General features: G+C 35.2%; 29 protein-coding genes and 1 tRNA gene. 13 read left to right on the top strand and 17 right to left on the bottom strand.

Features of this window, described 5'->3' with window-relative positions; all coding sequences use genetic code 11:
• Positions 1-32: 32 nt before the first annotated feature.
• Together plsX and rpaB are read right to left on the bottom strand one after the other, a co-directional pair.
• Positions 33-1,349 (bottom strand): phosphate acyltransferase PlsX, encoded by a 1,317-nt coding sequence (gene plsX / locus AC6EIW_RS08815; protein WP_498520283.1) that lies wholly within the window; start codon positions 1,347-1,349, stop codon positions 33-35.
• Positions 1,350-1,353: 4 nt separating this feature from the next.
• Entirely contained in the window at positions 1,354-2,100 is a 747-nt protein-coding gene (gene rpaB, locus AC6EIW_RS08810; protein ID WP_011294133.1) for a response regulator transcription factor RpaB, read from the bottom strand.
• A 106-nt stretch (positions 2,101-2,206) separates the two neighbouring features.
• Here rpaB and radA point away from each other — a divergent pair, with 106 nt between their 5' ends.
• Positions 2,207-3,586, top strand: coding sequence for a DNA repair protein RadA (gene radA, locus AC6EIW_RS08805; protein ID WP_498520282.1), 1,380 nt, complete (start codon positions 2,207-2,209; stop codon positions 3,584-3,586).
• 17 nt (positions 3,587-3,603) lie between these two features.
• Here the strand turns inward: radA and AC6EIW_RS08800 are convergent, their stop codons facing one another.
• Positions 3,604-4,125 (bottom strand): photosystem I assembly protein Ycf3, encoded by a 522-nt coding sequence (locus AC6EIW_RS08800; protein ID WP_498462024.1) that lies wholly within the window; start codon positions 4,123-4,125, stop codon positions 3,604-3,606.
• 160 nt (positions 4,126-4,285) lie between these two features.
• Between AC6EIW_RS08800 and AC6EIW_RS08795 the strand changes: the two genes are divergently transcribed.
• The 3 genes from AC6EIW_RS08795 to AC6EIW_RS08785 are packed head-to-tail and all read left to right on the top strand — an operon-like array spanning position 4,286 to position 8,209.
• The gene (locus AC6EIW_RS08795; protein WP_498520281.1) at positions 4,286-6,616 is read left to right on the top strand and encodes a heavy metal translocating P-type ATPase; all 2,331 of its coding nucleotides are present in this window, start codon (positions 4,286-4,288) and stop codon (positions 6,614-6,616) included.
• Positions 6,613-7,248: a dTMP kinase gene (tmk, locus tag AC6EIW_RS08790; RefSeq protein ID WP_498520280.1), complete on the top strand. Its 636-nt coding sequence runs from the start codon at positions 6,613-6,615 to the stop codon at positions 7,246-7,248. Before AC6EIW_RS08795 ends, tmk begins: the two co-directional genes overlap by 4 nt.
• A gap of 1 nt (position 7,249) precedes the next feature.
• Entirely contained in the window at positions 7,250-8,209 is a 960-nt protein-coding gene (locus tag AC6EIW_RS08785; protein ID WP_498520279.1) for a DNA polymerase III subunit delta', read from the top strand.
• Here AC6EIW_RS08785 and AC6EIW_RS08780 read toward each other — a convergent pair.
• From AC6EIW_RS08780 to AC6EIW_RS08760, 5 genes are all read right to left on the bottom strand, one after another.
• Positions 8,206-9,003, bottom strand: a complete 798-nt coding sequence (locus tag AC6EIW_RS08780; protein WP_498520278.1) for a response regulator transcription factor — start codon at positions 9,001-9,003, stop codon at positions 8,206-8,208. The genes AC6EIW_RS08785 and AC6EIW_RS08780 overlap by 4 nt on opposite strands.
• 365 nt (positions 9,004-9,368) lie before the next feature.
• A tRNA-Asn gene (locus tag AC6EIW_RS08775) sits at positions 9,369-9,440 on the bottom strand.
• Positions 9,441-9,469: 29 nt separating this feature from the next.
• The gene (locus AC6EIW_RS08770) at positions 9,470-10,156 is read right to left on the bottom strand and encodes an ABC transporter ATP-binding protein (RefSeq protein WP_498521635.1); all 687 of its coding nucleotides are present in this window, start codon (positions 10,154-10,156) and stop codon (positions 9,470-9,472) included.
• Positions 10,157-10,172: 16 nt separating this feature from the next.
• Positions 10,173-10,433 carry a UPF0367 protein family gene (locus AC6EIW_RS08765; protein WP_498462018.1) on the bottom strand — a complete coding sequence of 87 codons (261 nt, stop codon included), beginning with the start codon at positions 10,431-10,433 and terminating at the stop codon, positions 10,173-10,175.
• Positions 10,434-10,516: 83 nt separating this feature from the next.
• Positions 10,517-12,082 (bottom strand): ArnT family glycosyltransferase, encoded by a 1,566-nt coding sequence (locus AC6EIW_RS08760; protein ID WP_498520277.1) that lies wholly within the window; start codon positions 12,080-12,082, stop codon positions 10,517-10,519.
• A 143-nt stretch (positions 12,083-12,225) separates the two neighbouring features.
• Here AC6EIW_RS08760 and cysK point away from each other — a divergent pair, with 143 nt between their 5' ends.
• A complete protein-coding gene (gene cysK, locus AC6EIW_RS08755; protein WP_498520276.1) occupies positions 12,226-13,194 on the top strand; it encodes a cysteine synthase A in 969 nt (322 codons plus the stop codon).
• 21 nt (positions 13,195-13,215) lie between these two features.
• Positions 13,216-13,869, top strand: a complete 654-nt coding sequence (locus tag AC6EIW_RS08750) for a J domain-containing protein (protein WP_498520275.1) — start codon at positions 13,216-13,218, stop codon at positions 13,867-13,869.
• A gap of 20 nt (positions 13,870-13,889) precedes the next feature.
• Here the strand turns inward: AC6EIW_RS08750 and AC6EIW_RS08745 are convergent, their stop codons facing one another.
• Positions 13,890-14,153 (bottom strand): NAD(P)H-quinone oxidoreductase subunit O, encoded by a 264-nt coding sequence (locus AC6EIW_RS08745; RefSeq protein WP_498520274.1) that lies wholly within the window; start codon positions 14,151-14,153, stop codon positions 13,890-13,892.
• A gap of 189 nt (positions 14,154-14,342) precedes the next feature.
• On the opposite strand from AC6EIW_RS08745, the gene AC6EIW_RS08740 reads away from it, so the two are divergent.
• Positions 14,343-15,272, top strand: coding sequence for a TIGR01777 family oxidoreductase (locus AC6EIW_RS08740; RefSeq protein ID WP_498520273.1), 930 nt, complete (start codon positions 14,343-14,345; stop codon positions 15,270-15,272).
• Positions 15,273-15,299: 27 nt separating this feature from the next.
• On the opposite strand, the gene AC6EIW_RS08735 is transcribed toward AC6EIW_RS08740, so the two are convergent.
• The gene (locus tag AC6EIW_RS08735) at positions 15,300-15,719 is read right to left on the bottom strand and encodes a tetratricopeptide repeat protein (RefSeq protein WP_498520272.1); all 420 of its coding nucleotides are present in this window, start codon (positions 15,717-15,719) and stop codon (positions 15,300-15,302) included.
• A gap of 28 nt (positions 15,720-15,747) precedes the next feature.
• Positions 15,748-16,137, bottom strand: a complete 390-nt coding sequence (locus AC6EIW_RS08730) for a HesB/IscA family protein (RefSeq protein ID WP_498520271.1) — start codon at positions 16,135-16,137, stop codon at positions 15,748-15,750.
• A gap of 106 nt (positions 16,138-16,243) precedes the next feature.
• On the opposite strand from AC6EIW_RS08730, the gene zds reads away from it, so the two are divergent.
• Both zds and AC6EIW_RS08720 read left to right on the top strand, forming a co-directional pair.
• Positions 16,244-17,704, top strand: coding sequence for a 9,9'-di-cis-zeta-carotene desaturase (gene zds / locus AC6EIW_RS08725; protein WP_498520270.1), 1,461 nt, complete (start codon positions 16,244-16,246; stop codon positions 17,702-17,704).
• Positions 17,705-17,707: 3 nt separating this feature from the next.
• The gene (locus tag AC6EIW_RS08720; protein WP_498520269.1) at positions 17,708-18,160 is read left to right on the top strand and encodes an SRPBCC family protein; all 453 of its coding nucleotides are present in this window, start codon (positions 17,708-17,710) and stop codon (positions 18,158-18,160) included.
• 2 nt (positions 18,161-18,162) lie between these two features.
• On the opposite strand, the gene AC6EIW_RS08715 is transcribed toward AC6EIW_RS08720, so the two are convergent.
• The 4 genes from AC6EIW_RS08715 to AC6EIW_RS08700 form a co-directional block, all read right to left on the bottom strand.
• Entirely contained in the window at positions 18,163-18,948 is a 786-nt protein-coding gene (locus tag AC6EIW_RS08715; RefSeq protein WP_498520268.1) for a uroporphyrinogen-III synthase, read from the bottom strand.
• A 100-nt stretch (positions 18,949-19,048) separates the two neighbouring features.
• Entirely contained in the window at positions 19,049-20,683 is a 1,635-nt protein-coding gene (locus AC6EIW_RS08710; RefSeq protein ID WP_498520267.1) for a glycoside hydrolase family 3 N-terminal domain-containing protein, read from the bottom strand.
• A 17-nt stretch (positions 20,684-20,700) separates the two neighbouring features.
• Complete coding sequence (rbfA, locus tag AC6EIW_RS08705; RefSeq protein WP_498520266.1) at positions 20,701-21,084, bottom strand: 30S ribosome-binding factor RbfA; 384 nt, start codon at positions 21,082-21,084, stop codon at positions 20,701-20,703.
• Positions 21,085-21,086: 2 nt separating this feature from the next.
• Positions 21,087-21,293 carry a DUF751 family protein gene (locus tag AC6EIW_RS08700; protein WP_498520265.1) on the bottom strand — a complete coding sequence of 69 codons (207 nt, stop codon included), beginning with the start codon at positions 21,291-21,293 and terminating at the stop codon, positions 21,087-21,089.
• 60 nt (positions 21,294-21,353) lie between these two features.
• Between AC6EIW_RS08700 and AC6EIW_RS08695 the strand changes: the two genes are divergently transcribed.
• On the top strand, positions 21,354-22,073 hold the full coding sequence (locus tag AC6EIW_RS08695; RefSeq protein WP_498520264.1) for a glutathione S-transferase family protein: 720 nt from the start codon (positions 21,354-21,356) through the stop codon (positions 22,071-22,073).
• Here AC6EIW_RS08695 and AC6EIW_RS08690 read toward each other — a convergent pair.
• The gene (locus AC6EIW_RS08690; RefSeq protein WP_498520263.1) at positions 22,060-22,767 is read right to left on the bottom strand and encodes a DUF6816 family protein; all 708 of its coding nucleotides are present in this window, start codon (positions 22,765-22,767) and stop codon (positions 22,060-22,062) included. The genes AC6EIW_RS08695 and AC6EIW_RS08690 overlap by 14 nt on opposite strands.
• A 22-nt stretch (positions 22,768-22,789) precedes the next feature.
• Here AC6EIW_RS08690 and AC6EIW_RS08685 point away from each other — a divergent pair, with 22 nt between their 5' ends.
• On the top strand, positions 22,790-23,053 hold the full coding sequence (locus AC6EIW_RS08685; RefSeq protein ID WP_498520262.1) for a CRR7 family NDH-1 assembly protein: 264 nt from the start codon (positions 22,790-22,792) through the stop codon (positions 23,051-23,053).
• Here AC6EIW_RS08685 and AC6EIW_RS08680 read toward each other — a convergent pair.
• Positions 23,007-23,603 (bottom strand): shikimate kinase, encoded by a 597-nt coding sequence (locus AC6EIW_RS08680; RefSeq protein WP_498520261.1) that lies wholly within the window; start codon positions 23,601-23,603, stop codon positions 23,007-23,009. The genes AC6EIW_RS08685 and AC6EIW_RS08680 overlap by 47 nt on opposite strands.
• Before the next feature lie 52 nt (positions 23,604-23,655).
• Between AC6EIW_RS08680 and AC6EIW_RS08675 the strand changes: the two genes are divergently transcribed.
• A complete protein-coding gene (locus AC6EIW_RS08675) occupies positions 23,656-24,582 on the top strand; it encodes a 6-pyruvoyl trahydropterin synthase family protein (RefSeq protein ID WP_498520260.1) in 927 nt (308 codons plus the stop codon).
• A complete protein-coding gene (locus AC6EIW_RS08670; RefSeq protein ID WP_498520259.1) occupies positions 24,583-25,260 on the top strand; it encodes a RibD family protein in 678 nt (225 codons plus the stop codon).
• The last annotated feature ends 11 nt before the right edge of the window (positions 25,261-25,271 follow it).

Genomic DNA, 25,271 nt, shown 5'->3' with positions numbered 1-25,271 from the left:
CACATGTTAGGACAGGACAGTTCCTATCAGACCTATAAGACATCTGTTTTATTGAGATTAGCTAAATCATCCATTACTCCATGACTTGCAGCAGAATGAACAACTCTCAAAGCACTTAAAACAGATAAAGCTTTACTTCCACCATGACCAATTACACAAATTCCATTTATTCCTAGAAGTAACGCTCCACCATGTTCAGCATGATCTAAACGTTTCTTAATGCGTTTTAAATTATTTCTTAAAAAAGCAGAACCTACTTTACCCCGTCTACCTCTAGGCAACTCAGCCCTCAAAACTCCCAAAAGAACACTACCAACTGACTCTAAAAATTTCAGCAAAACGTTTCCTGTAAATCCATCACAAACCACAACATCAAAATCACCTGATAAGACATCTCTGCCTTCACAATTTCCAGAAAAGCAAAAACGTTCTTCAGTACTTAAAAGTTTATAAGTTTCCAGAGAAAGATCATTCCCTTTACAAGATTCTTCTCCAATATTTAATAATCCTATTCTTGGCTTTGCGACCTGCAAAACATCTCGACAATAAATATTTCCCAAAAGAGCAAATTGATGCAAATACGTTGGTTTACAGTCCATATTTGCCCCAACATCTAAAACCAATACTGGTTGACCAGGATCTTTTGTTGGGAATAATGCTCCAATTGCTGGACGATCAATTCCTTTTAAACGTCCCAACTTGAATATCGCTGAGGCCATCATTGCTCCGGAGTTCCCAGCTGAATAGACACCCATAGCTTTTCCTTCTTTAACTAATTTCATTGCAATATTTATGCTCGAATCCTTTTTTTTTCGCACTGCAGTGGCTTCTTCATCCATGCCAACTGAGAGTCCACTGGGAATTAATTCAAAATTGCCATTTTCTAATGCTCTCTCTAAAGAATCTTCTAAGCCAAATTCAATCGCTGCTTTTTGTACTTTCTCAATTTCACCTACAAATTTAATTTTTAATGGAAGCAATGACAAAGCTTTCAAACACCCATCAAGTATCGCTCCAGGTGCAAGATCTCCTCCCATTCCATCGACAGCGACCCAAACCCTTTCGGAATCTTGAATTTCATTTTTATCTTCTGTACTGTCTCCAACTTGAAGTCTTCTAAGAGGATCAAATACAAATGGCTCTAGTGTGCTTCTAGCTATCGATCCAGCGCTTGTAACAACAGAACCAGCATTAGAAACAACTGTTCCAGCGACATTAGTTGCTGCCGTAGCTGAGCTTGTTGCAGTGTCAACAAGACTAGTAACAGCTGAATTTCGACGGTACCAAATCACCAATCGCCTAATTGCCTTAGAACGATTTAATTTATTATTTTGGTGATTTTTTTCCACTGATTTATGAGCCTTCAGGAATCATTGAATCAACAATTCTTTGAAAAAGATAACCTGTTCCTCTTGCAGTAAGAATTAGTTCCGGATTAGCTGGATCATCCTCAAGTTTTGATCTTAGTCTAGAAATATGTACATCAACCACTCTCGTATCAACATGTCTTTCAGGTGTATACCCCCAAACTTCTTTCAAAATCTCCCCTCTACTAAAAGGTTCACCTGACCGACTAACTAAAAGTTCTAAAAGACTAAATTCCATTCCTGTTAATCTAATTCGTTCATCATTTCTGTAAACCTGACGTTTATTTGTATCAATCTTTAAATTCATAACAGCAATAACTCCGGAATTAGGCAGTCCTGCTATTTGTTCTTTTTCAACTCTTCTTAAAACACACCTGATCCTTGCTTCCAATTCTTTTGGACTAAATGGTTTAACAACGTAATCATCAGCACCAAGCTCTAAACCAGTAATTCTGTCTGCAACATCTCCCAATGCTGTCAACATGACTATTGGGACATCTGATTCCTTTCTTAATTCCTGACAAACTCCATATCCATCTAATTTAGGCATCATGACATCAAGGACAACCAAATCAGGCTCACAATTTCTGAAGAGATCCAGTGCCTCGTTTCCATCACAAGCCGTAACGACTTGATAGCCAATCATGGATAGACGAGTTTCTAGGATTCTCCTAATACTCGCCTCATCATCAGCTACGAGGATGGTTTCCTTTGAGGGACTTGTGGCCGTCATTTCTTCCTTAGTTTTGGCGGCTGTCACAAGATCTTAAGTGAAGGTTCACCAACAATAAAGATCACTATCTTTATTCAACTACAGCCAACTTCCTTTTTACAACTAAGTGTCTCGATCTGTCTCTATTTATGTCTGTCAAAGTTGCGGTGCTCAAACCAGGCAATTCTTTGGCCGCTGCAACAATTGTGGGGAATGGAATTCAATAATAGAAGAAAAAATTAATCAAAAATCAGAAAAATCTATTTACACAAAGATTAATTCTCCCAAAGAGAAAACTCCCTATCGTTCAGAGCTGATAAGCCAAGCAAAAGACCAAATCATTGATCGCATTCCAAGTGGATATGATGAGTTAGACAGAGTACTAGGAGGCGGTTTAGTACCTGGATCACTTGTATTGATTGGGGGAGACCCAGGTATTGGAAAAAGTACTCTCATTTTGCAAAGTGCCACCAAAATTTCACACCATAGATCTGTTCTTTATGTGGCTGCTGAAGAATCTGCTCAACAAGTCAAACTTAGATGGAATCGAATAGAAAACTCTGAGTCCAATCTTCATTTACTTGCAGAAACCGATTTAGAATTAGTAATAAAAGAGCTTAATTATTTAAAACCTGAAGTTGCAGTTATTGATAGCATTCAAGCTTTACATGATCAGAGCTTATCAAGCTCACCTGGCTCAGTTGCTCAAGTTAGAGAATGTTCAGCAGCTTTACAGCAAATTGCGAAACGAGAAAACATATCTCTTTTAATCATTGGGCACGTCACTAAGGATGGCATGCTTGCCGGACCAAAAGTGCTTGAGCATCTTGTTGATGCAGTACTTACTTTTGAGGGCGATAGATTTGCTTCTCACAGACTACTTAGAGGGGTAAAAAATCGGTTTGGTGCAACTTGTGAGCTTGGTGTTTTTGAAATGCAAGCAGATGGATTATCGGAAGTATCTAATCCAAGCGAACTATTCTTAAGCAAAATCTCTGCCCCTGGCATTTCGACAATTGTCACTTGCGAGGGGACAAGGCCACTAGCCATAGATATACAAGCACTTTTAAATCCCACTAGTTATGCAAGTCCCAGAAGAACTACCACGGGTATTGAGATAAACAGGCTTCATCAAATCTTGGCAGTTCTAGAAAAAAATATGAATCTCTCACTCTCAAAATATGACTGTTATTTAGCTGTTGCTGGAGGATTAAATGTAGAAGAGCCAGGAGCTGATCTTGGAATAGCAGCAGCAATAGTTTCGAGTTTTAAGGATATTGAGCTTGCAGAAGGTGTGGTTTTTATAGGTGAAATAGGTCTAGCCGGTCAATTAAGATTGGTCAGACAAATGCAACAACGAATTAATGAGGTTATCAGACTTGGGTATAAAACATTAATCATCCCAAATGGAATAGATACAAGTCAGATTGAATCAAATAAAAAATTTAAAATATTAAAAGCCTCTAATATAAATCAAGCGTTAGTCTATGCATTAAATAATATTTAATTTGGGGTTTTGTTATTTTATAAATAAACATCAACATTTCCTCTCCCTGTTGTCTTAAGCCAATTCTCTATATCTAAATATCCACCTGGATAGAGTCGTACAGCTTTACTCCAAACTTCAGCTGCCTGATCAAACCAGATATCACCTTCATCTTGATTTCCATTCCTTTGAGCCATTCTGCCTCTTTTTTCATAAATTAATCCCATATTTTTCAAACAAGAAGGCTGTTTTGGATTTTGCCCTAAAGCTTTTTTATATGTATCTAGTGCCCTCTCTTCATCTCCATTACTCATGTAAATAATTGCCATGTTTTTTAATGTCTCTCCTCTATCAACTTGATTATCCTCAAGTTTTAAGCTCTCTTCGTAGTACTCAAGAGCCTCTGAATAATCTCCATCATTTTGTGCTGCTAGACCTTTTCTGTAATAAAGATAGGCCTCTTTTTCTTTAGAGGCAATTGGCATCACTTTGACTATTCCCTCAGCCATCTTCGTGAAGGCCTTATCAAGAAAATTGTCTTTGTTTTGACTTCGTGGCACGGATTGAACCAATTTCAATAAACATATTCTATCGTGCTTGGAAATAGAAAAAATGGATATATAAAATGTAACTAATTATGTGTATTAATAAATTATTAAATAAATGCAACATGCTATTTATTTATTAAATTTAGAATAAGTATCAAGTATTTATATTCCCTTGAGCAACAAAAAAATTGCACAAAGCAAAAATTCAATTTTGCTTGATGTAGATGGTATGAAATGCGGAAGTTGTGTACAGGCAGTCGAAAAAATCCTTAAAAGCGACCCAAACATAAGTAACGCGAGCGTTAATTTAGTTACAAAAACAGCTTTTGTAGAACTTAAAGAACTTAATAATTCCTTAAATGATGTAATAAGAACTCTTTCATCTAAGGGTTTTCCTGCCAAGGAAAGAGATTACCAAACGATTTCAAACAATATTGAATTAGAAAAAAATGACAATCAAACTTTATGGAATAAATGGCGACAACTAATAATAGCTACTGCACTTCTCATTCTCTCTGGATTGGGACATTTAGTAGAGGGGCAACAAATATCCATGCCCCTGATTGGTTCATTACCTTTTCATGCAGCACTCGCAACATTTGCTTTACTGGGCCCAGGCAAGGGAATCTTAAAAGCAGGTTTCCAGGCGGCCCTTAATCTTACTCCGACCATGGATACCTTAGTTAGTCTTGGAGTACTAAGTGCCTACTTAGCAAGTATAACTGCTTTAATTTGGCCAAAAGTTGGTTGGCCATGTTTTTTCAATGAGCCGGTAATGCTACTTGGATTTGTTTTATTAGGACGTTTTTTAGAAGAAAGAGCTCGAGTAAACACAGGTACAGCATTAAAAGAATTAGCCAAGTTACAGCCAGACATAGCCAACCTGGTTTTAGATAACAATGAAACTCGTGAGATAAGAATAGGCGCTCTAAGACCAGGAGAAAAAATTCAATTATTAGCAGGAGATAGAATCCCTGTTGATGGTTTAGTTGTAAAGGGTAATTCGGCAGTAGATATCTCCAGTCTGACTGGTGAATCCTTACCATTAGAGGCATCACCTGGTGTCGAGCTCCCATCTGGAAGCTTAAATTTAGAATCAACTCTTATTTTAGAAGTACAAAAAATAGGTTCTGATACTGCAATAGCAAAGATTATAAATTTAGTTGAAGAAGCCCAAGCAAGAAAAGCCCCAATTCAAGGTTTAGCAGACAAGGTTGCAGGAATTTTTTGCTATGCAGTGACAACTCTCTCCTTTTTTACTTTTCTTTTTTGGTGGAAGATAGGAACAAGAATATGGCCAGAAGTTTTAGAAGTCTCTAATCAAGGTTTCATGCAAAGTCATCATTTGCATGATCATTTAATGAATACAACGCAAACACCAATTGGGCTCTCATTTCAATTGTCAATAGCCGTTTTAGTTGTTGCCTGTCCATGTGCTCTAGGTCTTGCGACGCCAACAGTAATAACTGTTGCCTCTGGGGAAGCTGCAAAAAGAGGTTGGCTTTTCAAGGGCGGAGATGTGATAGAAATGTCATCCAAAATCAGTCAGATCGTTTTTGATAAAACAGGAACACTGACAATTGGAAGGCCTTTAATTGTTGGCTCATGGGAAAACCAAGATTCATCTAGGGATGAGATGCTCAAATTAGCCGCAAGCATCGAACAAGATAGTCGACACCCTCTCGCACAAGCAATTATTCAAGAAGCACATAAAAAAGAAATTAAATTAGAGAAAGTCACTTCCTCAACTACATTTGCAGGGAAAGGCTTATCAGGCAAAATTAATAATTTAGAGGGATTGATTAGAGTCGGAACGCCAGAATGGATAAGAAGTGAGGGAGTTCAATGGAATGAAATAATTGAACAACATTTTATGCATTCAAAAAGAAAAGCTCAGTCAGTAGTTGCAGTTGCTCGGGAGAGTAGATTATTAGGTTTTTTCTTAATAGATGATCAATTAAGAAAAGATGCTTTACTTTCAATTAACAAATTACGCTCAAAAGGTTTTTCATTGAGTTTATTTAGTGGTGATAGAGATTCAGCAGTTTTATCTCTAGGAAAAAAATTAGGGTTTAATTCAAAACAAATTGAATGGCAAATGTTACCTTCAGGCAAGCTTAATAAGTTAAATGAACTAAAGAAAAATGGCTTAGTCGCAATGGTTGGTGATGGAATCAATGATGCTCCTGCTCTTGCTTCCGCAGACTTAGGAGTAGCAATAGGGACAGGAACTCAAATAGCTCAGGATTCTGCTGATCTTGTTTTACTCGGAGAGAATTTGGAGGCTCTACCCAACGCTTTGCAACTTTCGAGACAAGCAATGCTCAAAATAAGACAAAATCTTGCGTGGGCATTTGGATACAACTTAATTGCTTTACCAATAGCTGCAGGATTACTTCTCCCATCATCAGGCTTATTACTATCACCTCCCTTAGCAGCTTTACTGATGGCTTTGAGCTCAATAAGTGTTGTATTTAATGCCATTTCATTAAAGTCAAAATGAAAGGAAAGTTTATTGTTTTTGAGGGTATTGATGGCTCTGGCAAAACCACTCAAATCAATCAATTATCAAAATGGCTTCTTGAGACCGATTTGATTCCTGAAAATAATCAATTAGTTATCACTAGAGAGCCAGGCGGGACTAAACTAGGAAAATCTTTAAGATCACTTTTATTAGATACCTCTAAAGAATACAGCCCAGATTCAATTACAGAGCTTTTACTTTATGCTGCAGATAGAGCTCAACACATCAACGAAATTATTCGCCCATCTTTAAACAAAGGGGATTGGGTAATAAGCGATAGATTTTGTGGATCCACACTTGCTTATCAAGGTTATGGTAGAAAATTAAATATCAAGTTAATCAAAGACCTAGAAATCATTGCTACTCAAGATATTTCTCCAGACATTACATTTCTACTAGATATACCTGTGGAAGAGAGTGTCAAAAGAAGAATAAATATAGAAGATGATCGAATGGAAAAAGAAGGCAAAGAGTTTTTATCCAATGTCTCTCTTGGCTTTAGGGCTTTGTGTGAAGAAAATAAATGGAAACGCATATCTGCTATGGATTCCAAAAAAGAAATTTTATCCAAGATAAAATCGGAGATAAACAAGTTGTCAAAAAGCAAATAAAATGAATAACTTTAAAACTATATATGGGCAAGATTTAGCAATTGAAATTTTAAAGTCCGCCATCTCTAAAAGACATATTGCTCCTGCTTATTTATTTGCTGGACCAGAGGGAGTTGGAAGAAAAAAAACTGCAAAAGTTTTTATTAAAACTCTTCTTGATAAGAGTTTTGATAAAGGGAGTACAAAAAGAAAAATAGAAAGTAATAATCATCCTGACTTATTATGGATAGAACCTTCATATATAGTGCAAGGTAAAACTATTTCACAAACAAAAGCAAAGTTCGAAAATATAAGCATCAAATCACGACCACAAATAAGGCTTAATCAAATTAAAGATATAATCGAATTCTTAGGGAAAAAGCCATTCGGTGCAGAAAGAAGCATTGTATTAATTGAAGATGTTGAGCGAATAAATGAGTCTGCATCAAATGCATTATTGAAAACTCTTGAAGATACAAATACAGGATTATTTATTCTTATCACTCAAAGACCAGAGAAATTATTATCAACTATTAGATCTAGATGTCAAATAGTCCCATTTGAACGCCTAAATGATAATCACGTTAATAAAATCATTCAGCAATCAGAATTTGCACGAGAAATGGATAATATTCCAAATGAAGAAATTAAGGAACTAATCGATTTTTCACATGGATCTCCTGGACGGTATCTAATAAATCTCCAATATTGGTTAGAAATATCAAGTCCGTTAAGACAAAAACTAGAAATCAGGTTAGATAATCAAATTAAATTACTAACATTAGCGAAAGAAATCACTGATGAACTTAATATAGAGCAGCAATTATGGTTAATTGATTTCGAACAAAATAGAATATGGATAAAACAAAAAAACTCAAATATAATAAAAAAACTCGAAGAACTGAGAAAACAATTATTAAATTACGTACAACCAAGACTTGCTTGGGAAGTAACATTATTAGAAATTAATTTGATTGATTAAGCAATCACTTTTTCATCAGTATTCTCTTTAATAGCGCTAGCTTCTCTAGCTTGAATTATTAACGGCTGAATTTCTTTTATTTTTTCTCCAGTTGGTAATTCCAAGCAATATCCAGCACCATAGACAGTTTTAATGAATCTTGGTTTTCTAGGATCAGGTTCAAGCTTTGTTCTTAAATGTCTTACATGCACACGAATGGTTTCAATATCATCATCAGGTTCATAACCCCAAACTTCTTTTAGAATTAATGAAGGTGCAACTGTCTGCCCATGTCTTTGCATCAAACAATGGAGCAATTCAAATTCTAGATGAGTCAAACGTACTGGTGATTCGAACCAGATCGCCTCAAATCTTTCAGGAACAAGTGTGAGAGGACCGTAATTGAGTATTTCTTGCTGATTATTACTTCCCAGTGGAGCACGATTTGTCCTCCTTAATAATGCCTTGATCCTGACTTGTAATTCCTCTAAGTCAAATGGCTTTGTTATGTAATCATCTGCACCAGAATTGAAGCCAGTGACTTTGTCTTTTATGCCCCCTAGCGCAGTGATCATGAGAATAGGAATACCCGCTGTTCTCTCATCTCTTCTTAAACGTTGACAGAGAGTTAAACCATCAACTTTTGGAAGCATTAAATCAAGAAGAATTAGATCGGGAGCGTATTGCAAAGCAAGTGCTTGGCCCTTGATACCATCCTCAGCTTTTTGGACATCAAAACCAGTGTGCTCAAGGTGCCCTGCAACCAGATCTCTCATATCTTGGTCGTCTTCAATAAGTAAAATGCAAGGCTTCATTGATAAATGACCAAGTTAAAAGTACCCGCAAGAGCGATTACTAAATTTTCATATGATTCTCTCAAAATTTTGTTTTTATTGCAGAATTCGGAAAATTCGTTTTTCCATACCTTAATCGTGCAAATCATATGCCATGACTTGTTTTTTAGACTTGAAAAGGAGAAAAAAAAATTAACTGTCTTTAGAAAGTCTTCCGATTCCAGGGCTCTACTGTTAAGGAATTCTCAAAACTGGAAGAAAAAATGTTCATAAATAAATCAATGAGATTTGTTTTTATCTTACAAATCAAGAAATTTTTGTTTTTCAGTTCAGCAACTAGAAAATCTAATTTTGAAGGTTAAACAAATTTAAATTTGTTTTTTAAACTCCCCGGGCGGGATTCGAACCTGCGACCAATCGGTTAACAGCCGATCGCTCTACCGCTGAGCTACCGAGGATTGCAACATTAAGAACTTAGCCTTGCTAGCTACCTAACGGCAAGTGATTTTAATTCTTGGAACACTTTTGAACCAGAATCCCATTTACTAATACATCCATTTTTAACTATTGCGGCCCCATCACAAAAAAATAATTCCTCCAAGCGATGAGTCACCCATATTGCCGTTATTGGTTCCTTTGAGGAACTTGTCAACTTCTGCACAACTTTCAAAACTGAATTTTGACTTTGAGGATCCAGTAGCGCTGTGGGCTCATCGAGTAACAGTAAATTTGAATTGCTGACAATTGCACTAGCAAGAGCTAATCGCTGCTTTTGGCCACCACTCAAGGTATGAATTGGTCTGTCCAACATTTCTCCTAAATCCACTTTTTCAAGAGCAGATTGAATCAAATCAAATAATTTTCTATGTGGAATGGTTTTAGGAACGCTGAGCATTAATTCACTTTTACATGTTGGCATGAGCAATTGATGATCTGGATTTTGGTAAACCATTGATGGTCTAAGCGAACAGTATATTTTTCCACTTTTAGGGGGAATTACCCCACTGATCAAGCGAAACAATGTACTTTTACCGCTCCCATTTTCACCCACTATCATCCACAAACCAGGTTTTACAATTGAGAAAGACAATTGATCAATAACATTGACTCCATAGGGCCAAGAAAAAGAAACTTTATCGAATTCCAAGTAACCAGACCAAGTTGATTTCAAAATTTAAAATCCCTTTTTTTTAATCCTGGAATGAGAATCCAGGCCTCTTACTAGAGCTGCTACTGGTCTTTTCATAAATCTGAACAGCTGATATTTCACTCACAAGAACAGTAATTCTTTTATCTTCAACTTTTTCACAAGTCAATTCTAAAAGGCTTTGATTGCCTTTTTTTATCGAATCAATTACTTCAGAATAAAGTCTCTGAGCATCTCCATGCTCTTTTCTTTGTACCACCAAAGGCAAAGGACTTAATTTAATAGTAAGCTCAATACAATACACTTGTTTTTAAAAACCTCATAACCATTTAATTCTTACAAACAAATGCAGAAGAAGTGAAAAATATCAGAATAATAATATTTTATTTAATCATTACATGTAAAAAGATCCCAATCATTAGTTTTCTTAATTAGGTTGCAATTAGTTTGATCTTTATCGTTAAAACTTTTTATTTGTTTTTGAGCATACCAATTTAAACTTGGACGCTCGAAGCTATTTCGAATATATATTGGTTGATCAGGAAAGCTAGATAAGAATTCAGCTACTGGTCTTACATCCCAATTCTCATTTATTTCCCATAACCAAAATTTAGAGCTCACGAAAAAGAATAAAGTAATAATACTTCCAAAAATTATTCCAACAAAACCAACTTTTCTAATATTCCTTCTTGGATTAGATAATAATAATCCTCCCGTACACCAACCTAAGCTTATATAAAAAATTATATTGAAGTAACCTTCTCCAAAATTCAGAATATTGAATTTAATTAATAAAGAAAAAACAATTAAACATAATCCAATCAAAGTTAATACGTACGGAATCTTACTTAATATTTTTTTAGCAAAAAGATAATCATTACCTTTCCTTTCAATTAACCAAGAGACTGGGGGGCCACATATTAAAGCGAAAGGCAACCAAAATGGATGTATATACCATGGAAGTTGCATTTTCAAGGGTAAAACACTTCCGGCAATAATGATCTGAGTACTAAAAGCCCACACTCCCCAACGAGTATTGAGACTAAAGCATGCCCATAAAAAACCAATGGGCCATACAAGAATCCAAGGCCAACCCCCTTCAAGTATTTCAATTATTGGCACCAAAAATCCCAGATCACTACCTGATCCTTTTTCAAACAAAACTCTTCCTGCTCCATCTCCCCACCAGAGCCAGAGAGCTCCTGACCCGTAGGAAAAGATATTCCATGAGTGCCAAGCAAAACCTGGAATTAGTCCATAAAAGAACCAGGACCATGAAAGATTATTAAAATATTTTTGTGATTTATATTCCCAGATTAAAGGTAATAAAGATGCAAATAGTGCAGGGATAATTACAGGAGCTTTAAGTAAAAGTATAAAACTACAGGCAAACCCAGCTCCCAAAAAATTAAATTTAGTAGACTTATTATTTTTTATAGATGATAAGCAAAACCATAAAAGTGCAATAGCACTAAGCTGCGTTCCATCCAACATTGCCATTCGCCCATATCTAATAATTGGCAATAAAGTCAATAAAATTGCTGATGTAGTAATGCAAGAAATTCGATCTTTAGGACGCAAATTCCACTGAATCATGGCTCCCAAGGGAACAACAAATGTAGAAAAAAGTGCCGGGAAAAATCTTATACAAAATTCAGAGGGTAGTAATTTAAAATTATTTTGGAAATTTCGACTAATTCCAATTGCAAAAGATATCATCCAATGCAAGCCAGGCGGTTTATTCAAATAAGGTTGGTCCCAGATAGAGGGAAGCAAACGTTCTAGTCCACTTTTTTGGTTTAACTCCAATGCAACTCTTGCAACAGTTGCTTCATCGAAATCTCTTAAAGGCAAATTTCCCAAAGAGACAAATGCTATTCCACAAGCTATGGTCCAAAAAAGAAAAATCCATACAATTGGAGGCCGATAATTGTGGGATATGCTCTCGGTCAATATCAAAAAAATATTCCACCTATTTATATCTCTAAAAGACCAATAAAGCTTTTGAATAACAAATTTTCAAGCATTATTAAAAAAGACTTGAATTATTAAATAACTTTTGCCACGTAACTGATCCCTGTTTCTAAAATAAAATCATGCCAATTGCAAATGACATAACTTCTTTAGTTGGCCAAACACCCTTGGTCAAATTGAATCGATTACCAGGTGAATTTAATTGTAGGGCTGAAATCGTAGCTAAATTAGAAAGTTTCAACCCGACAGCATCCGTAAAAGACCGCATAGCTGGCGCAATGGTCAAATCAGCAGAAAAAGAAGGCACCATCAAACCTGGCTATACCGTTCTTATCGAACCAACAAGCGGAAACACAGGAATTGCCTTAGCTATGGTGGCAGCAGCAAAGGGTTATCGGCTGATACTTACAATGCCTGACACAATGAGTACTGAACGACGCTCAATGTTGAGAGCATTTGGAGCAGAACTTCAACTAACGCCTGGCAAAGAGGGAATTCAAGGAGCTATTCATTTAGCGAAGGAATTAGTTGCTTCAATACCTAATGCTTATTTGCTGCAGCAATTCGATAATTTGTCCAATCCTGATATTCATGAGAAAACTACCGCTGAAGAAATTTGGGAAGATTGTGAGGGCAAGCTTGATGCATTAATTGCTGGAGTGGGAACAGGAGGAACAATCACAGGTTGTGCACGATTTTTAAAACAACAAAATCCAAAAATCAAAGTTTTTGCTGTTGAACCTTCTTCAAGCCCTGTGCTCTCAGGAGGAAATCCTGGGTCTCATGCGATACAAGGCATTGGTGCTGGTTTCATCCCTAATGTATTAGATATGAATCAAATTGATGAAGTCATAAGAATCAATGACAATGAAGCAATGGACATAGGAAGAAGACTTGCCAAGGAGGAAGGATTGCTTAGTGGTGTCAGCAGTGGTGCTGCAGTAGCTGCTGCTTTAAAAGTAGGAAATCATCCTGAATTTACCAATAAGCGCTTAGTTGTTATTTTGCCTAGTTTTGGTGAAAGATATCTCTCAACTACTATGTTTACATCCATCCCCTCAAACCCAGTAAAAGGGAATGAGTACCTCTAAAAATGAAATAAGTATTTAAGAATGAGCAAAGACCCATATCAAATATTAAAAGTTCATCCCAGCGCAAAACTAGAAGATATTAAAAAAGCATATAGAAAACTTGTTAAAATACATCATCCCGATAAAGGGGGTGATTCAGCAGTTATGCTCGAAATCAACTCAGCATGGCAAATATTAAGGAAACAACATAAAGATCTTAATTTAGATAATGCTAATGTTTCAAAAGTTTATAACCAGAGTAAAAATAAAAGAGAGACTATTAATAATACTAAATCTGAAGATATAAAAAATTGGTTCCAGAATGTATATCTACCTATTGATAGATTATTAGGAGAAATAATTAATCCTTTAGCATCCAAAATAAGAGATTTATCAGCTGATCCATATGATCAAATATTAATGGATTCTTTCTGCCTATATCTTGAGAAAAGTAGAAATAAAATAACTAAGGTTAAAAATATTTACACATCTTTTGCAAGTCCATCATTTATTAGCAATTTCAGCTTGGAGCTCTATCATTGCTTTTCACATGTTGAGGATGGAGTTAATGAATTAGAACGATACACAATGGGCTATGTAGACAATTATCTCCATGATGGAAAAGCAATGATCGCTCTTGCGAAGAAAAAAAGAAAGTTTTTACAAAGTAATAAAAAAGAATGGCTTATATTATAATTTCGATTTGTATTAATTTATTAATATGAGACTACATGATCAGAACTTATCCAAACATCAGGGACTGGTCTTCTCCACCTAATTTGACAATAGTCACCTTTAATCATCAATACTTCTCCAGGTCCTTGAAAAATATATTCAGGTAAATTAGTATCACTTGATTTAGACTCTAAGCTATTAGAGTATTTTTCACGATCAACTTTTACAAGATCTCCTTTTTTTAATTTCTTTTTTATCTTTGGAGGAGATTGTGAATCATCTTCTTTTCCGGTTTGTTCTGACATTTCAAATAATTAGTAAAAAAGGCTAATGACTTAATTCAAATGTTCAAATAAAGAATAGCAGTTAAAACAAAATGGTAAAAATCATGTCATTAATTAATTGCAAACTCCATAAAGCAAATATTCTTGATTGATCAACACCATAACTTAATCAAAATACCTCTAAGCTGATTCAATCTAATTAGTGAAATCATGAAATTACTACTTACCGGATGTACTGGTTTTGTCGGTAGAGAATTAATTCCGTTGCTAATCAAAGAAGGACACAGCCTCACAGTCTTATCTAGACAATCTAAAGAGAGACTTAAAGCAATAACTAATGATCAAAGTATCAATGTCATACAAATGAATCCCGCTGATTCTTCTTCTTGGAGTAAAGAAGAAATTCAAAACTCGTTGAAAAGCTGCGAAGGGGTTATAAATCTTGCTGGCGAACCAATTGCTGAGAAAAGATGGACTGAAAACCAATGTAAGGAAATTAAAAACAGTCGCATAGAGACTACAAAAAATCTTATTGAAAACCTACGCAATCAAAAAAACCCCCCGAAAGTTCTTATCAATGCATCGGCAATTGGTTTTTATGGCTCTCATCCTCAAACTAAATTCACAGAAGAGAGCATTTCTGGTGATGATTTCTTAGCGAGTTTATGCAATGAATGGGAATCTATTGCAAAAAACAAACCAAGATCGACAAGACTTGTAATTGTAAGAATAGGCATCGTGTTAGCTAAGGATGGCGGAGCACTTGGGAAAATGCTTCCCATTTTTAGAGCTGGTCTAGGAGGGCCCATAGGAGATGGAAAGCAATGGATGAGCTGGATACACAGAACAGATTTTTGTAATCTAATTAGCGAAAGTATCAAAAATTCTGCTTGGTCAGGTGTCATCAATGGGGTTGCACCAAATCCTGTGAGAATGAATGAGTTTTCTTCTTCACTTGGTCAAGTACTTGGTAGACCAAGTCTTCTAGCAGTGCCGGGACCGATATTGAAGTTAATTTTAGGAGATGGAGCTCGTGTGGTTTTAGAGGGACAAAATGTAAGGAATCAAAGATTGAATAAGCTCAAATTTAAATTCAGTTTTCCCACTATTAATGATGCTTTTCAAGCAATATTAAATTAAATTGTCTAAAGGAAACCCTGTAAAGCATCAAAGGTCTAACCAATTTTTGATTTTAAGTAACGTTTTCCAATTAGGTTTTCTTGAAAGACCATCTTCAAATGATTCTTTTAATTCTTTTTCTAATTCAGGAAGAACGAACATAGCTCTTTTTACATAATCAATATGATCTCTAACCCCCTTAGAGTTAGTTTCTAATAGTGCAAGACTCAAATTTATTCTTGACTGTGGATCTTGGCCATTAAGTTTCACTGCATACCGCGCGGATCGCAAAGCTTCCTGCGGCAAATCACATAACAATTGCAACCAAGACAAGCATGTCCATGCTGCAGCATTGTTTGGTGTAGTAGAAGCTATTGTCTGAAAATCTTCAATCAATTCCTCTGCTGCCGCACCAGCTTTATAGCGTTTAAGGGCCTTTTCAAAAAGGCTTTGCTCTGATTGATCCATTCTTAATTTAAAAATTCTTTAGTCAAAGTTAAACTGCAAAGGAACTTCCACAGCCACAAGTTTGTGATGCATTGGGATTAGTAAAGTTAAAGCCTCCACCAATTAAATCTGTACTGAAATCTAACTGCATGCCATATATGTATAAAAGACTCTTTGGATCACAAATAACTTTAAACGAACTACCAGATACTGAATATTCATAAACTTCATCATCTTTTTGAATATCATCAGTAGATACAAAGTCCATTGTGTAACTCATACCACTGCATCCTCCCGAACGTACTCCTACTCTCAAAAGTTTGCCTGGGCCTTGTTCTTTGCAAAGTCTAGACAACTGATCTAATGCAGGAGTGGTTATTAGTACTCCCTTACCATCTTGAGCTTTATGAGTTTTAGGCGGTGCGTTTGATTCACTCATTGTTTTTTTCTAAACTTTAATGACACTCTATTAATTATATTCGATTTTAAAAGTGCCAAAAAAGAGTTTTTATTCATAGAGTTAGTGTATCCATCTAATTAAACGAGTGAAAATCGCAATAATAGGTGCAGGTTTAGCAGGCTTGACTGCTGCAGTTGACCTTGTTGATGAAGGACATGAGGTCGACCTATATGAAGCAAAACCATTTATGGGAGGCAAAGTTGGAAGCTGGGAAGATTCCGATGGCAATCATATAGAGATGGGCTTACATGTTTTCTTTTTTAACTATGCCAATCTGTTTGCCTTAATGAGAAAAGTAGGGGCCTTGGAAAATCTTTTACCAAAAGATCACACTCACCTTTTTGTGAATAAGGGCGCTGACATTAAATCACTTGATTTTCGATTTTTTGCAGGAGCTCCTTTTAACGGCTTAAAAGCCTTCTTCACTACACCTCAATTAAATTGGATTGACAAACTAAGAAATGCTCTTGCTCTTGGAACAAGTCCAATTGTAAGAGGGCTTATTGACTACGAGGGTGCGATGAAAACAATACGTTCACTAGATTCTATAAGTTTTCAACAATGGTTTCTTAACCATGGAGGAAGCTTAAATAGTATCGAAAGGATGTGGAATCCTATTGCATATGCTCTGGGATTTATTGATTGCGAAGCCATCTCAGCAAGATGCATGCTTACCATCTTTATGATGTTTGCTTCAAAAACAGAGGCCTCCAAGCTAAACCTATTAAAGGGCTCACCCCACAAATGGCTCACCAAACCAATACTCAATTACATCGAACAAAGAGGCGGAAGACTTCACCTAGAGAATATTGTTAAAGAAATTCATTCAGAGGATTCCGACCAACCATCTGTGACTGGATTAACTCTTCAAACCCCCGAAGGAGAGAAAAAAATTCAAGCAGACAAATATTTGGCTGCTTGTGATGTATCTGGTATTAAGAGAATCATTCCTAGATCATGGAGACGTTTTAAAGAGTTCGACTCACTTTTCAAGCTCGATGCAGTACCAGTGGCAACAGTACAACTTAGATATAATGGCTGGGTAACCGAAGTCAACAATGAACAAGCTAAAAGAAACCTAAAAAATCCATCTGGTTTAGACAATTTGTTATATACAGCCGATGCTGATTTTAGTTGTTTTGCAGATTTAGCTTTATCAAGCCCAGAAGACTATAAAAAAGATGGACAGGGTTCGCTTCTTCAATGTGTGTTAACCCCCGGTGATCCTTGGATTACAAAGTCTTCAGACGAAATTGTCAAACATACAGATCTACAGGTCAGGGCCCTTTTCCCTTCTTCTAGAAGCTTGACTCTTTTATGGAGCAATGTGGTAAAAGTCTCACATTCTCTCTACAGAGAGGCACCTGGAATGGAGCCATATAGGCCAGATCAGAAAACCTCTTTTAGTAATTTCTTCTTGGCAGGCAGTTACACAAAACAGGACTACATTGACTCTATGGAAGGAGCAACAATGAGCGGACATCTTGCTGCCTCAGCAATGCTCTCAAAGTCTGTTTCACTAGCAAAAAATTCATCGGTTGCTTAAGAAATGGGAAAGTGGCTTGATCACACCGTGATAAGTGAAATTAATGCTCCAGTTGAACTGGTCTGGAAGTTTTGGAGTGACTTAGATTCGATGCCTTTGTGGATGACTTGGATCGAGTCGGTTAAAACAGTCGACGAAAAAACCTCGACACTTCCTGATTTAACGGAGTGGACGCTTGCAGCCAATGGCTTTCGTTTTAAATGGAAAGCTCAAATCACTGAAAGAGTAGAAGCAGAAAAATTGGAATGGAAATCAGTTGGAGGTTTACCTACTAAGGGGTCAGTAAGATTTTACAATGAAGAAATTGCTAAAACTGTAGTTAAATTAAAAATATCTTATGAATTACCTCAAGTTTTAGCAAATCTAATGAAAGCAAATATTCTTGGAGGAATGGTCACAAAAGAATTACAAAAAAATCTTGATGGGTTTAAAGAGCTCGTTGAAAAATCATCATAAATTCAATTAAAATTTAGTTCTAAACAAGCTTTCAACAAGCCTTCTAGATCATGAGGGGAAGCCTCTTTATCAGGTTTTCTAATTAGTTTTTTGCAGCTAATCGTTGTTTGAGGTCCAATCGAAACAATTTTAATCTTTTCAATTAATTTCAACCAACTTTCACCAAAGTATTTATTAAATAAGCGGACACTATTTATTACTGTTTTACCACTAGTAAAAGCAATAATATCTATTTCCCCACTATTCAAAGCGTCAATAGTCTTTCGAGGTATATCTTTAGGGCAAGAAGATTCATAAGCAGCTACTTCTGTAACCTTTGCTCCTTGTGATTTAAACGAGTCAGACAATACTGATCTGCCTCCAGTTTGCACTCTGGGAATAAATAATTTTAAACCTTTGGGATTCTGAGGGAAATACTCAACCAAGCTATCTGCAACAAAGTGAGGAGGAACAAAACTAATCTTTGCATCCATATCTGATAACAAAGAAGCTGTTTTTCTTCCGACAGCGGCGATTTGAATAGTGTTAGAAATTTTTGACAAAGATAAGTCGATTTGTTTCATTCTATCTTCAACATTTCGAACACCATTTGCGCTAGAAAATACTAACCAGTCAAAGGTATTAATTTCCTTTAAGGCATCATCTAAAGGAGTCCAGTCAGCTGGAGGTCCAATCACCAAGGAAGGAAGATCAAATACCTCAGCTCCATTTTTTAGAAAGATTTCACGAGCCTCTGAAGTCTGTTCTTGTGCTCGAGTAATAATTATCTTCCTTTTGGTTAAAGCCATTTCTGTATGCTTCTTTCTAGGAAGTCTAAAGAATAACTATCCAGTTATTTAAATATTAATAAGGTTTTTCTTGAATACTAAATTGTTGATTAAGCAATTTTTAATCAGTAAATTCATTATTTAATGTTTTATCAATTTTTTTTTGAACAATTTTTGATTGCAAAATACGAGTTAAAATTTGTTTTTGTGCTTCCTCTATTTGACTAGGACTATAAGCTAAAGGAATAGAATTATGAATAGCTTTCTTGATTCTATCATACAAATATGGACATCCATATATTATAACACCAGATAATCTTTTCTCTATTTCTAAATTTTTTATCGCATCTACCCAATGATCGTTGTTATAATCTAAACCGATAAATGGTTTACCTCTTACAAAAAGCTGAATAAGAATTTTACTATTATCAAAAAGCTCCAGTTGTAAGTATTTTTTATTAGTTTTTTGCCATGGACTGATACCAAATGGATGTATAATTAGATTTTTAAACCCTACTGCCCTAGGTAGATCTAATGCAGGAAATAATTTATTAGATATTTGATCGAAATTATCAATTTGTATAAGATTAATATCATTAACTTCAGCTTTTATAATACTTTCTTCTCTGATAAAAATTGAATTTTTTATTATAGATTTACTAAATTTATAGGCATTCAATGAAAATTTATTCTTAATATCATCATTCCTCAATTCCTCTTGTTCTAAATCACTTGCATTACTAATTAAATCAAGTTGTTTCTTTCTTCTTTCTCTAGATAGATGTAGCCTTTCTAAAGAAATTTTTTCTGAATAAAAAGCATCTGTAAGAGAGTCAATAGCCTCATTGATATCTTTTGGCATCATAATCAAATCAATCCCTGCATCAAAAGCCAAGACTGCAGCGATACCACTACTATATTTATTAGATATTGCATTCATAACTAACGCATCGCTGACGACCAAACCATCGTATTTTAATTTTGTACGTAATAAATCAGTAACCAATCTTTTTGAGAGCGTTGCAGGATAAATAGGATCAATCTTTGACAAAAGCAAATGTCCAATCATGATACTATTTATTCCTTGATTGATTAAAGACTTAAATGGAATCAACTCAAATTTCTCTAATTTATTTAAATCATTCTGTATCTCTGGCAAATCCAAGTGAGAGTCAACTTCGGAATTTCCATGTCCAGGAAAATGTTTCGCACAAGTCAGTATTTTTGATCTAGAAACACCCCTATGAAAAGCACAAGTTAAACTTTTTACTGTTTCAGGTTCTTCTCCCCAAGCTCTTAGATTTATAACCGGATTATTTGAATTGTTATTGATATCACAAACTGGTGCTAATAACCAATTCAAACCAATATGTTTTGCTTCTTTACCAGTAAAATAACCGATTTTCTCAGAAATAGAAATTGCTAACTTATGATCTTTTTTATAAATCTGAGCGATACCCATTGGAGGAATAAACTGGGTTCCTCCATAAAATCTTTGGCCAACACCTTCCTCAATGTCAGCGCATAAAAGAAGAGGTTTACCTGACCATTTTTTTAATACATTGCATCGAATTTCTAATTCTTTTATAGTTCCTCCTAAAAGAATAACTCCACCAACACCTTCTTCTAAAAGTCTCTTAAGATTTGAATTAGATTCTTCTAATTTAGGATATAAACGTTGAGAATCAAGGTTAAATCCACTTGCTCTAACTATGAATAATTCAGCAACTTGTCTTCTAAGATCAGACTTATTCATCAAAAATATTTATTAATCTATAAGCCCTTACCTATATCTTTACTTTTACGCTCCATTTCTAATGAATTTAGAAGATCTAAAACTGCAGGACCTTTTGTCATACCTTTATCAATTTTAAAAACAAGCTCAGGGGACCGTCTCATTTGAAGCCTTCGAGCAAGCTCAGCACGAATAAATCGCTTTGCTTCCTCCAAACCAATAAGTACTTCAGCTTTTTTTTTCTCTTCGCCAAAAAGACTTATAAAAATTCTTGCATGCTGTAAGTCACCGGAGACCTCGACAGAGGTAATGGTGATCATAGCTTGATGAATTCTTTCATCTCTAACCCCATTAACTAAAAGTTCACTAACTTCTCTTTTTAGTAAAGCTGCTAATTTTTCTACCCTTCTTGAATTAGCCATAACTAAGTAATTGGTGCAGGGAAAGCCATAGCCTTTAATAAGAATATTATTGTCAAAAGTCCACTTAACAGTGCCCCAACAAGAGCAATCGCTGTGATCGGATTACTACCTCGTTTAATTAATGGAGAAATTGCAGCAGCAAAAACCCCCAAAACTATTGTGATGAGATATTTGGGATACCGAGAAACATTAGAAAAAAACTCACCCATTTTTTACCACCAAAAGACTGAATTAATAGCTAATCTGCTAACCATTTGAAGAAAAATAGAATGTTGGTACTTCATCAATTTAGGCATTCACCTTATTGCTTGAAAGTAAGAATGGCTTTGGCTGCAAAAAAGCTTGAATATCGAACCGTAGAGATCACTCCAGCCATAGGGCAAATAGATGTCTTTCAAAAAACAGGGCAGAAAAAATTACCCGTGCTTTTTGATAAGGAAAAAACAATCTATGACTCAAGTTCAATAATACGACACTTAGAGAAAATTGAAACAGTGCCAAAATTAATTCCAGAGGGTCTAAAAGAAGCTTCTCAGGCCCAGATCATTGAGAATTGGGCAGATACAACTTTGGCAAAATCTATAAAAATTGTCTTTTTGGAAGAGCTTACGAAGAATCCACTATTGATTTCCTCTTTATTTGCCAACAAAATCTCGGATTCTATGCAAACACTTCTTATGAATATTCCTGCAAAGATTGTTAATCAGATCTCTGGATTAATAAACCAGAAAGAGAAAGAATCTCTAAAACAAAATCTTCAATATTTATCAAATTTAATTGATCAAGAAAACTTTCTTATTGGGAAAAAGCTTTCTATTGCTGATATTTCTGTAGCATCACACCTATCACTTCTCAAATTCCCAAATTCATCTGGAGAAAGTCTAAAAGGCAAAGGCTGTCCATTATATATAAACGATCCAAGTCTTCAAAATCTTTTTCACTGGAGAGACTTAATTGAAGATCAATTACCATCAACTAATCATGATTAGTCTTTCTAAGTATTAATTTAGATTTCTCTGTTTTAATCGGCAAAGAAATAATATTTTGTCCAGGTTGGTTGTAAATTGCCTGAAATTGTTCTCCACAAATATTAAAATCACTTGGATTTATCTCATTGTTTTGGTTAGATCCACATTTTTTAAACTCAGTTAATGTCTCGACCTGGCTAACCCTGCTCAATTCTGGTGTATGCAAAATTTGTAAAATCAATTCATCAGTAATAAAAATATTTTTATCTATTTGTTCTTGAAGCCTTCCTATAATCTTCGTCTCTAAATACCTATCTTCAGTTAATTTAGCAAACTGACGATTGGGTGATTTAGGATCATTCTTTACTGATAAAAAGCCACCACTCTTTGTGCTCAATGCATAAGACTTAGTGTTGTATTCACGGTCAGCAACTACATTACCCGAGTTATTTTGAATGAAATTAGCTGAGTGATTAATAGGTTCTTGATTCTTATCACTTACTATCTCACTAGTAACATCCCATACCCCTTCAAACCAATCAGGGTAAATTAAATCATCTTTTAATTTTGGGCGCCTAATAGAAGAAGGAAAGCGCCAATCAGGCCAAATTAATTTGCGTTCAGAAAGCTTAGATGGTTGAAAATTATTTTTCTCCAGAAAAGTTTCAGCAAGCGTAAAACCTGAGTAAGAAAAAAGAATTACAATAGAAATCAAAAAAAAGAAAAATTTCAGTCTCATGTCTGATCCTCTAATAAGAGAAATGGATAATTATGTTGTTTTGGTTCCAGGCGAAAGTGAACAATTCCTGAATAAAGAAGAAACTCTTTTATGGATTCAATCTTGGTTAAATAAATTCGAATCATTACCATTAGATCTTGCATGTAAGTCTTCAATAGCAGAAGCTGCTCAACATTTGCTTGATACAGCTTGCGACCTGGAAATCAAAACAGGTTTTACAATTCAGTGGTATGCCGTTCGGCTTGATTCTCCGGGTCAATAAGAATGCTTGGCAAATGTTCAGTAATCATAGTTGCAACCTCATATGAAGATTGGTCCTCAACTTCTATTCTCAAATCTGATTCACAATATATTGGTTTTCTAGATTCATAAATCTGACTAAAATTTTTAGCTAAATCATTCCCAGTTAGTAATGGGCGTTTCTTTTTATCATTTTCCAATCTTTTAAGTGAACGTTTTAAATCAAGATCTAGCCAAATAACTATTCCTTGATGAAGAATGCCCCAGTTTTCAGGCAATGTAACTAAACCACCTCCAGTAGCGATTACAAGAGAATGATGTTGACTAATTTCTTTTAAAACTTTTTTTTCAACATCCCTAAAAACTTTCTCTCCATCTTTTTCAAAAATAGATGAAATAGACTGCTTAGAAGCTTTTTCTATAACATCATCAGTATCGACAAACGCATAATTGATCATTTTGGCTAGAGCTGGTCCCGTTTGACTTTTGCCGGAGCCCATCATTCCTATCAAAAATATATTTCGACCACCTAACTTTTCTTTAAGAGTTTTAGGGGTTGATTTGAAGGACATAAAGACAGAAGTAACTAAAAGTTATTAGGATGTGATCTGATGTGAAAAATTTATGGAAGCAATCACATCTAATTTCCCACATGGAGAGGGGAGAAGCTGTGTAATTACAAGGCGAGCATGCTTTAGCGCAAGCCACCTATACAAGCTTCCTGAATTATCTGATGATGATAATTCAGCTTTGTTTGGCCCATGCTCAATATCTCCTGGCCACGGACATAATTACGAGTTAATCGTAACCATGGAAGGGGATCTCAATAAATATGGCATGGTCTTAAACCTCTCAGATGTAAAACATGCCATAAAAAAGGAAGTAACAAGTCAACTTGACTTTCGTTTTTTAAATGACACATGGCCAGAGTTTGACCTTTCTAAACCCGAAGGTTGCCTTCCCACAACTGAAAGTTTAGTTCGTATTATATGGGAACGCCTTCAATCTCACTTACCACTAAAGTCCCTTCGCCTTTACGAAAGCCCAAAACTCTGGGCTGATTATCAAGGAAATGCTATGGATGCTTATTTAACAGTTCAAACACACTTTTCAGCTGCTCATCGCTTAGCCAGAGAAGATCTACCTCAAACCGAAAACGAAAAAATTTTCGGAAAATGTGCCAGGCCAAATGGACATGGTCACAATTATTTAGTAGATATAACTGTAAAAGGAAAGATTAATCCTAGAACCGGAATGATATGTGATTTATCTGCATTAAATAGTTTAATTAATGATTTGGTTGTAGAGCCTTTTGATCATACCTTTTTAAATAAAGATATTCCTTATTTTGCAAATTGTGTTCCTACAGCTGAAAATATTGCATTGCATATTTCAGATAAATTAACAAATCCAATCAATGCGATTGGGGCAAATTTATATAAGATAAAACTACAAGAGAGTCCAAATAATGCAGCTGAGGTTTATGCAAACGTACCTGAATCAAAGATTGATACTAAAGACTCAAAAAATCAGATTGGTTTGCTGAGATAGTTGAAAAAAAATTGGGTTAAATTAGTTTTAGCTTCTAGTATTGATGGACGTATCGCATATCCTGAAGGAGGAAAAACACAATTAGGTCAGTCTGGTGATCGTTTAGTTTTAGAAGAATCACTTGCTTGGTCAGATGGGATTTTGATGGGAGGGCAAACGCTGAGGGATCATCAATCAATTTGTGTCATTAAAAATAAATACTTATTAAAGCAAAGGATTTCAGAAGGAAAGAATGAACAGCCAATTGCTCTCATAGCCAGCAATCAAATAGATTTTCCAGCTAATTGGCTTTTTTTTAAACAACCACTTCAAAAATGGTTAATCCAAAAGCAAGATAAGAAAAATGAGATTATGCTTCCTAATGGATTCAATAAAAAAATAAATTTAAAATCTACATGGCGTGATTCTCTTTCTGATTTATATCAGAAAGGAATTGCGAAAATTGTATTACTAGGAGGCGCAAATCTTATTTCAGCTTTTCTTTTAGAGGATCTAATAGATGAATTACAAATTACTATTACTCCTGATCTTTTAGGGGGGAGATACTGCTGGGTTTCATCTGACTTAAGAAACCTAAATACAATCATGAATAAAAAAAATAACTGGATTCTAAAAGAAAATAAAAAGCTTGGTAATAATGAATTACTTATCAGATATTTTAGAAATAATTTATCTTGAATATAGATTTA

This window comes from Prochlorococcus sp. MIT2308, from assembly GCF_059772345.1.
Note: the sequence above shows the minus strand (reverse complement) of the source record. Positions and strands in the feature narration are given on the sequence as shown.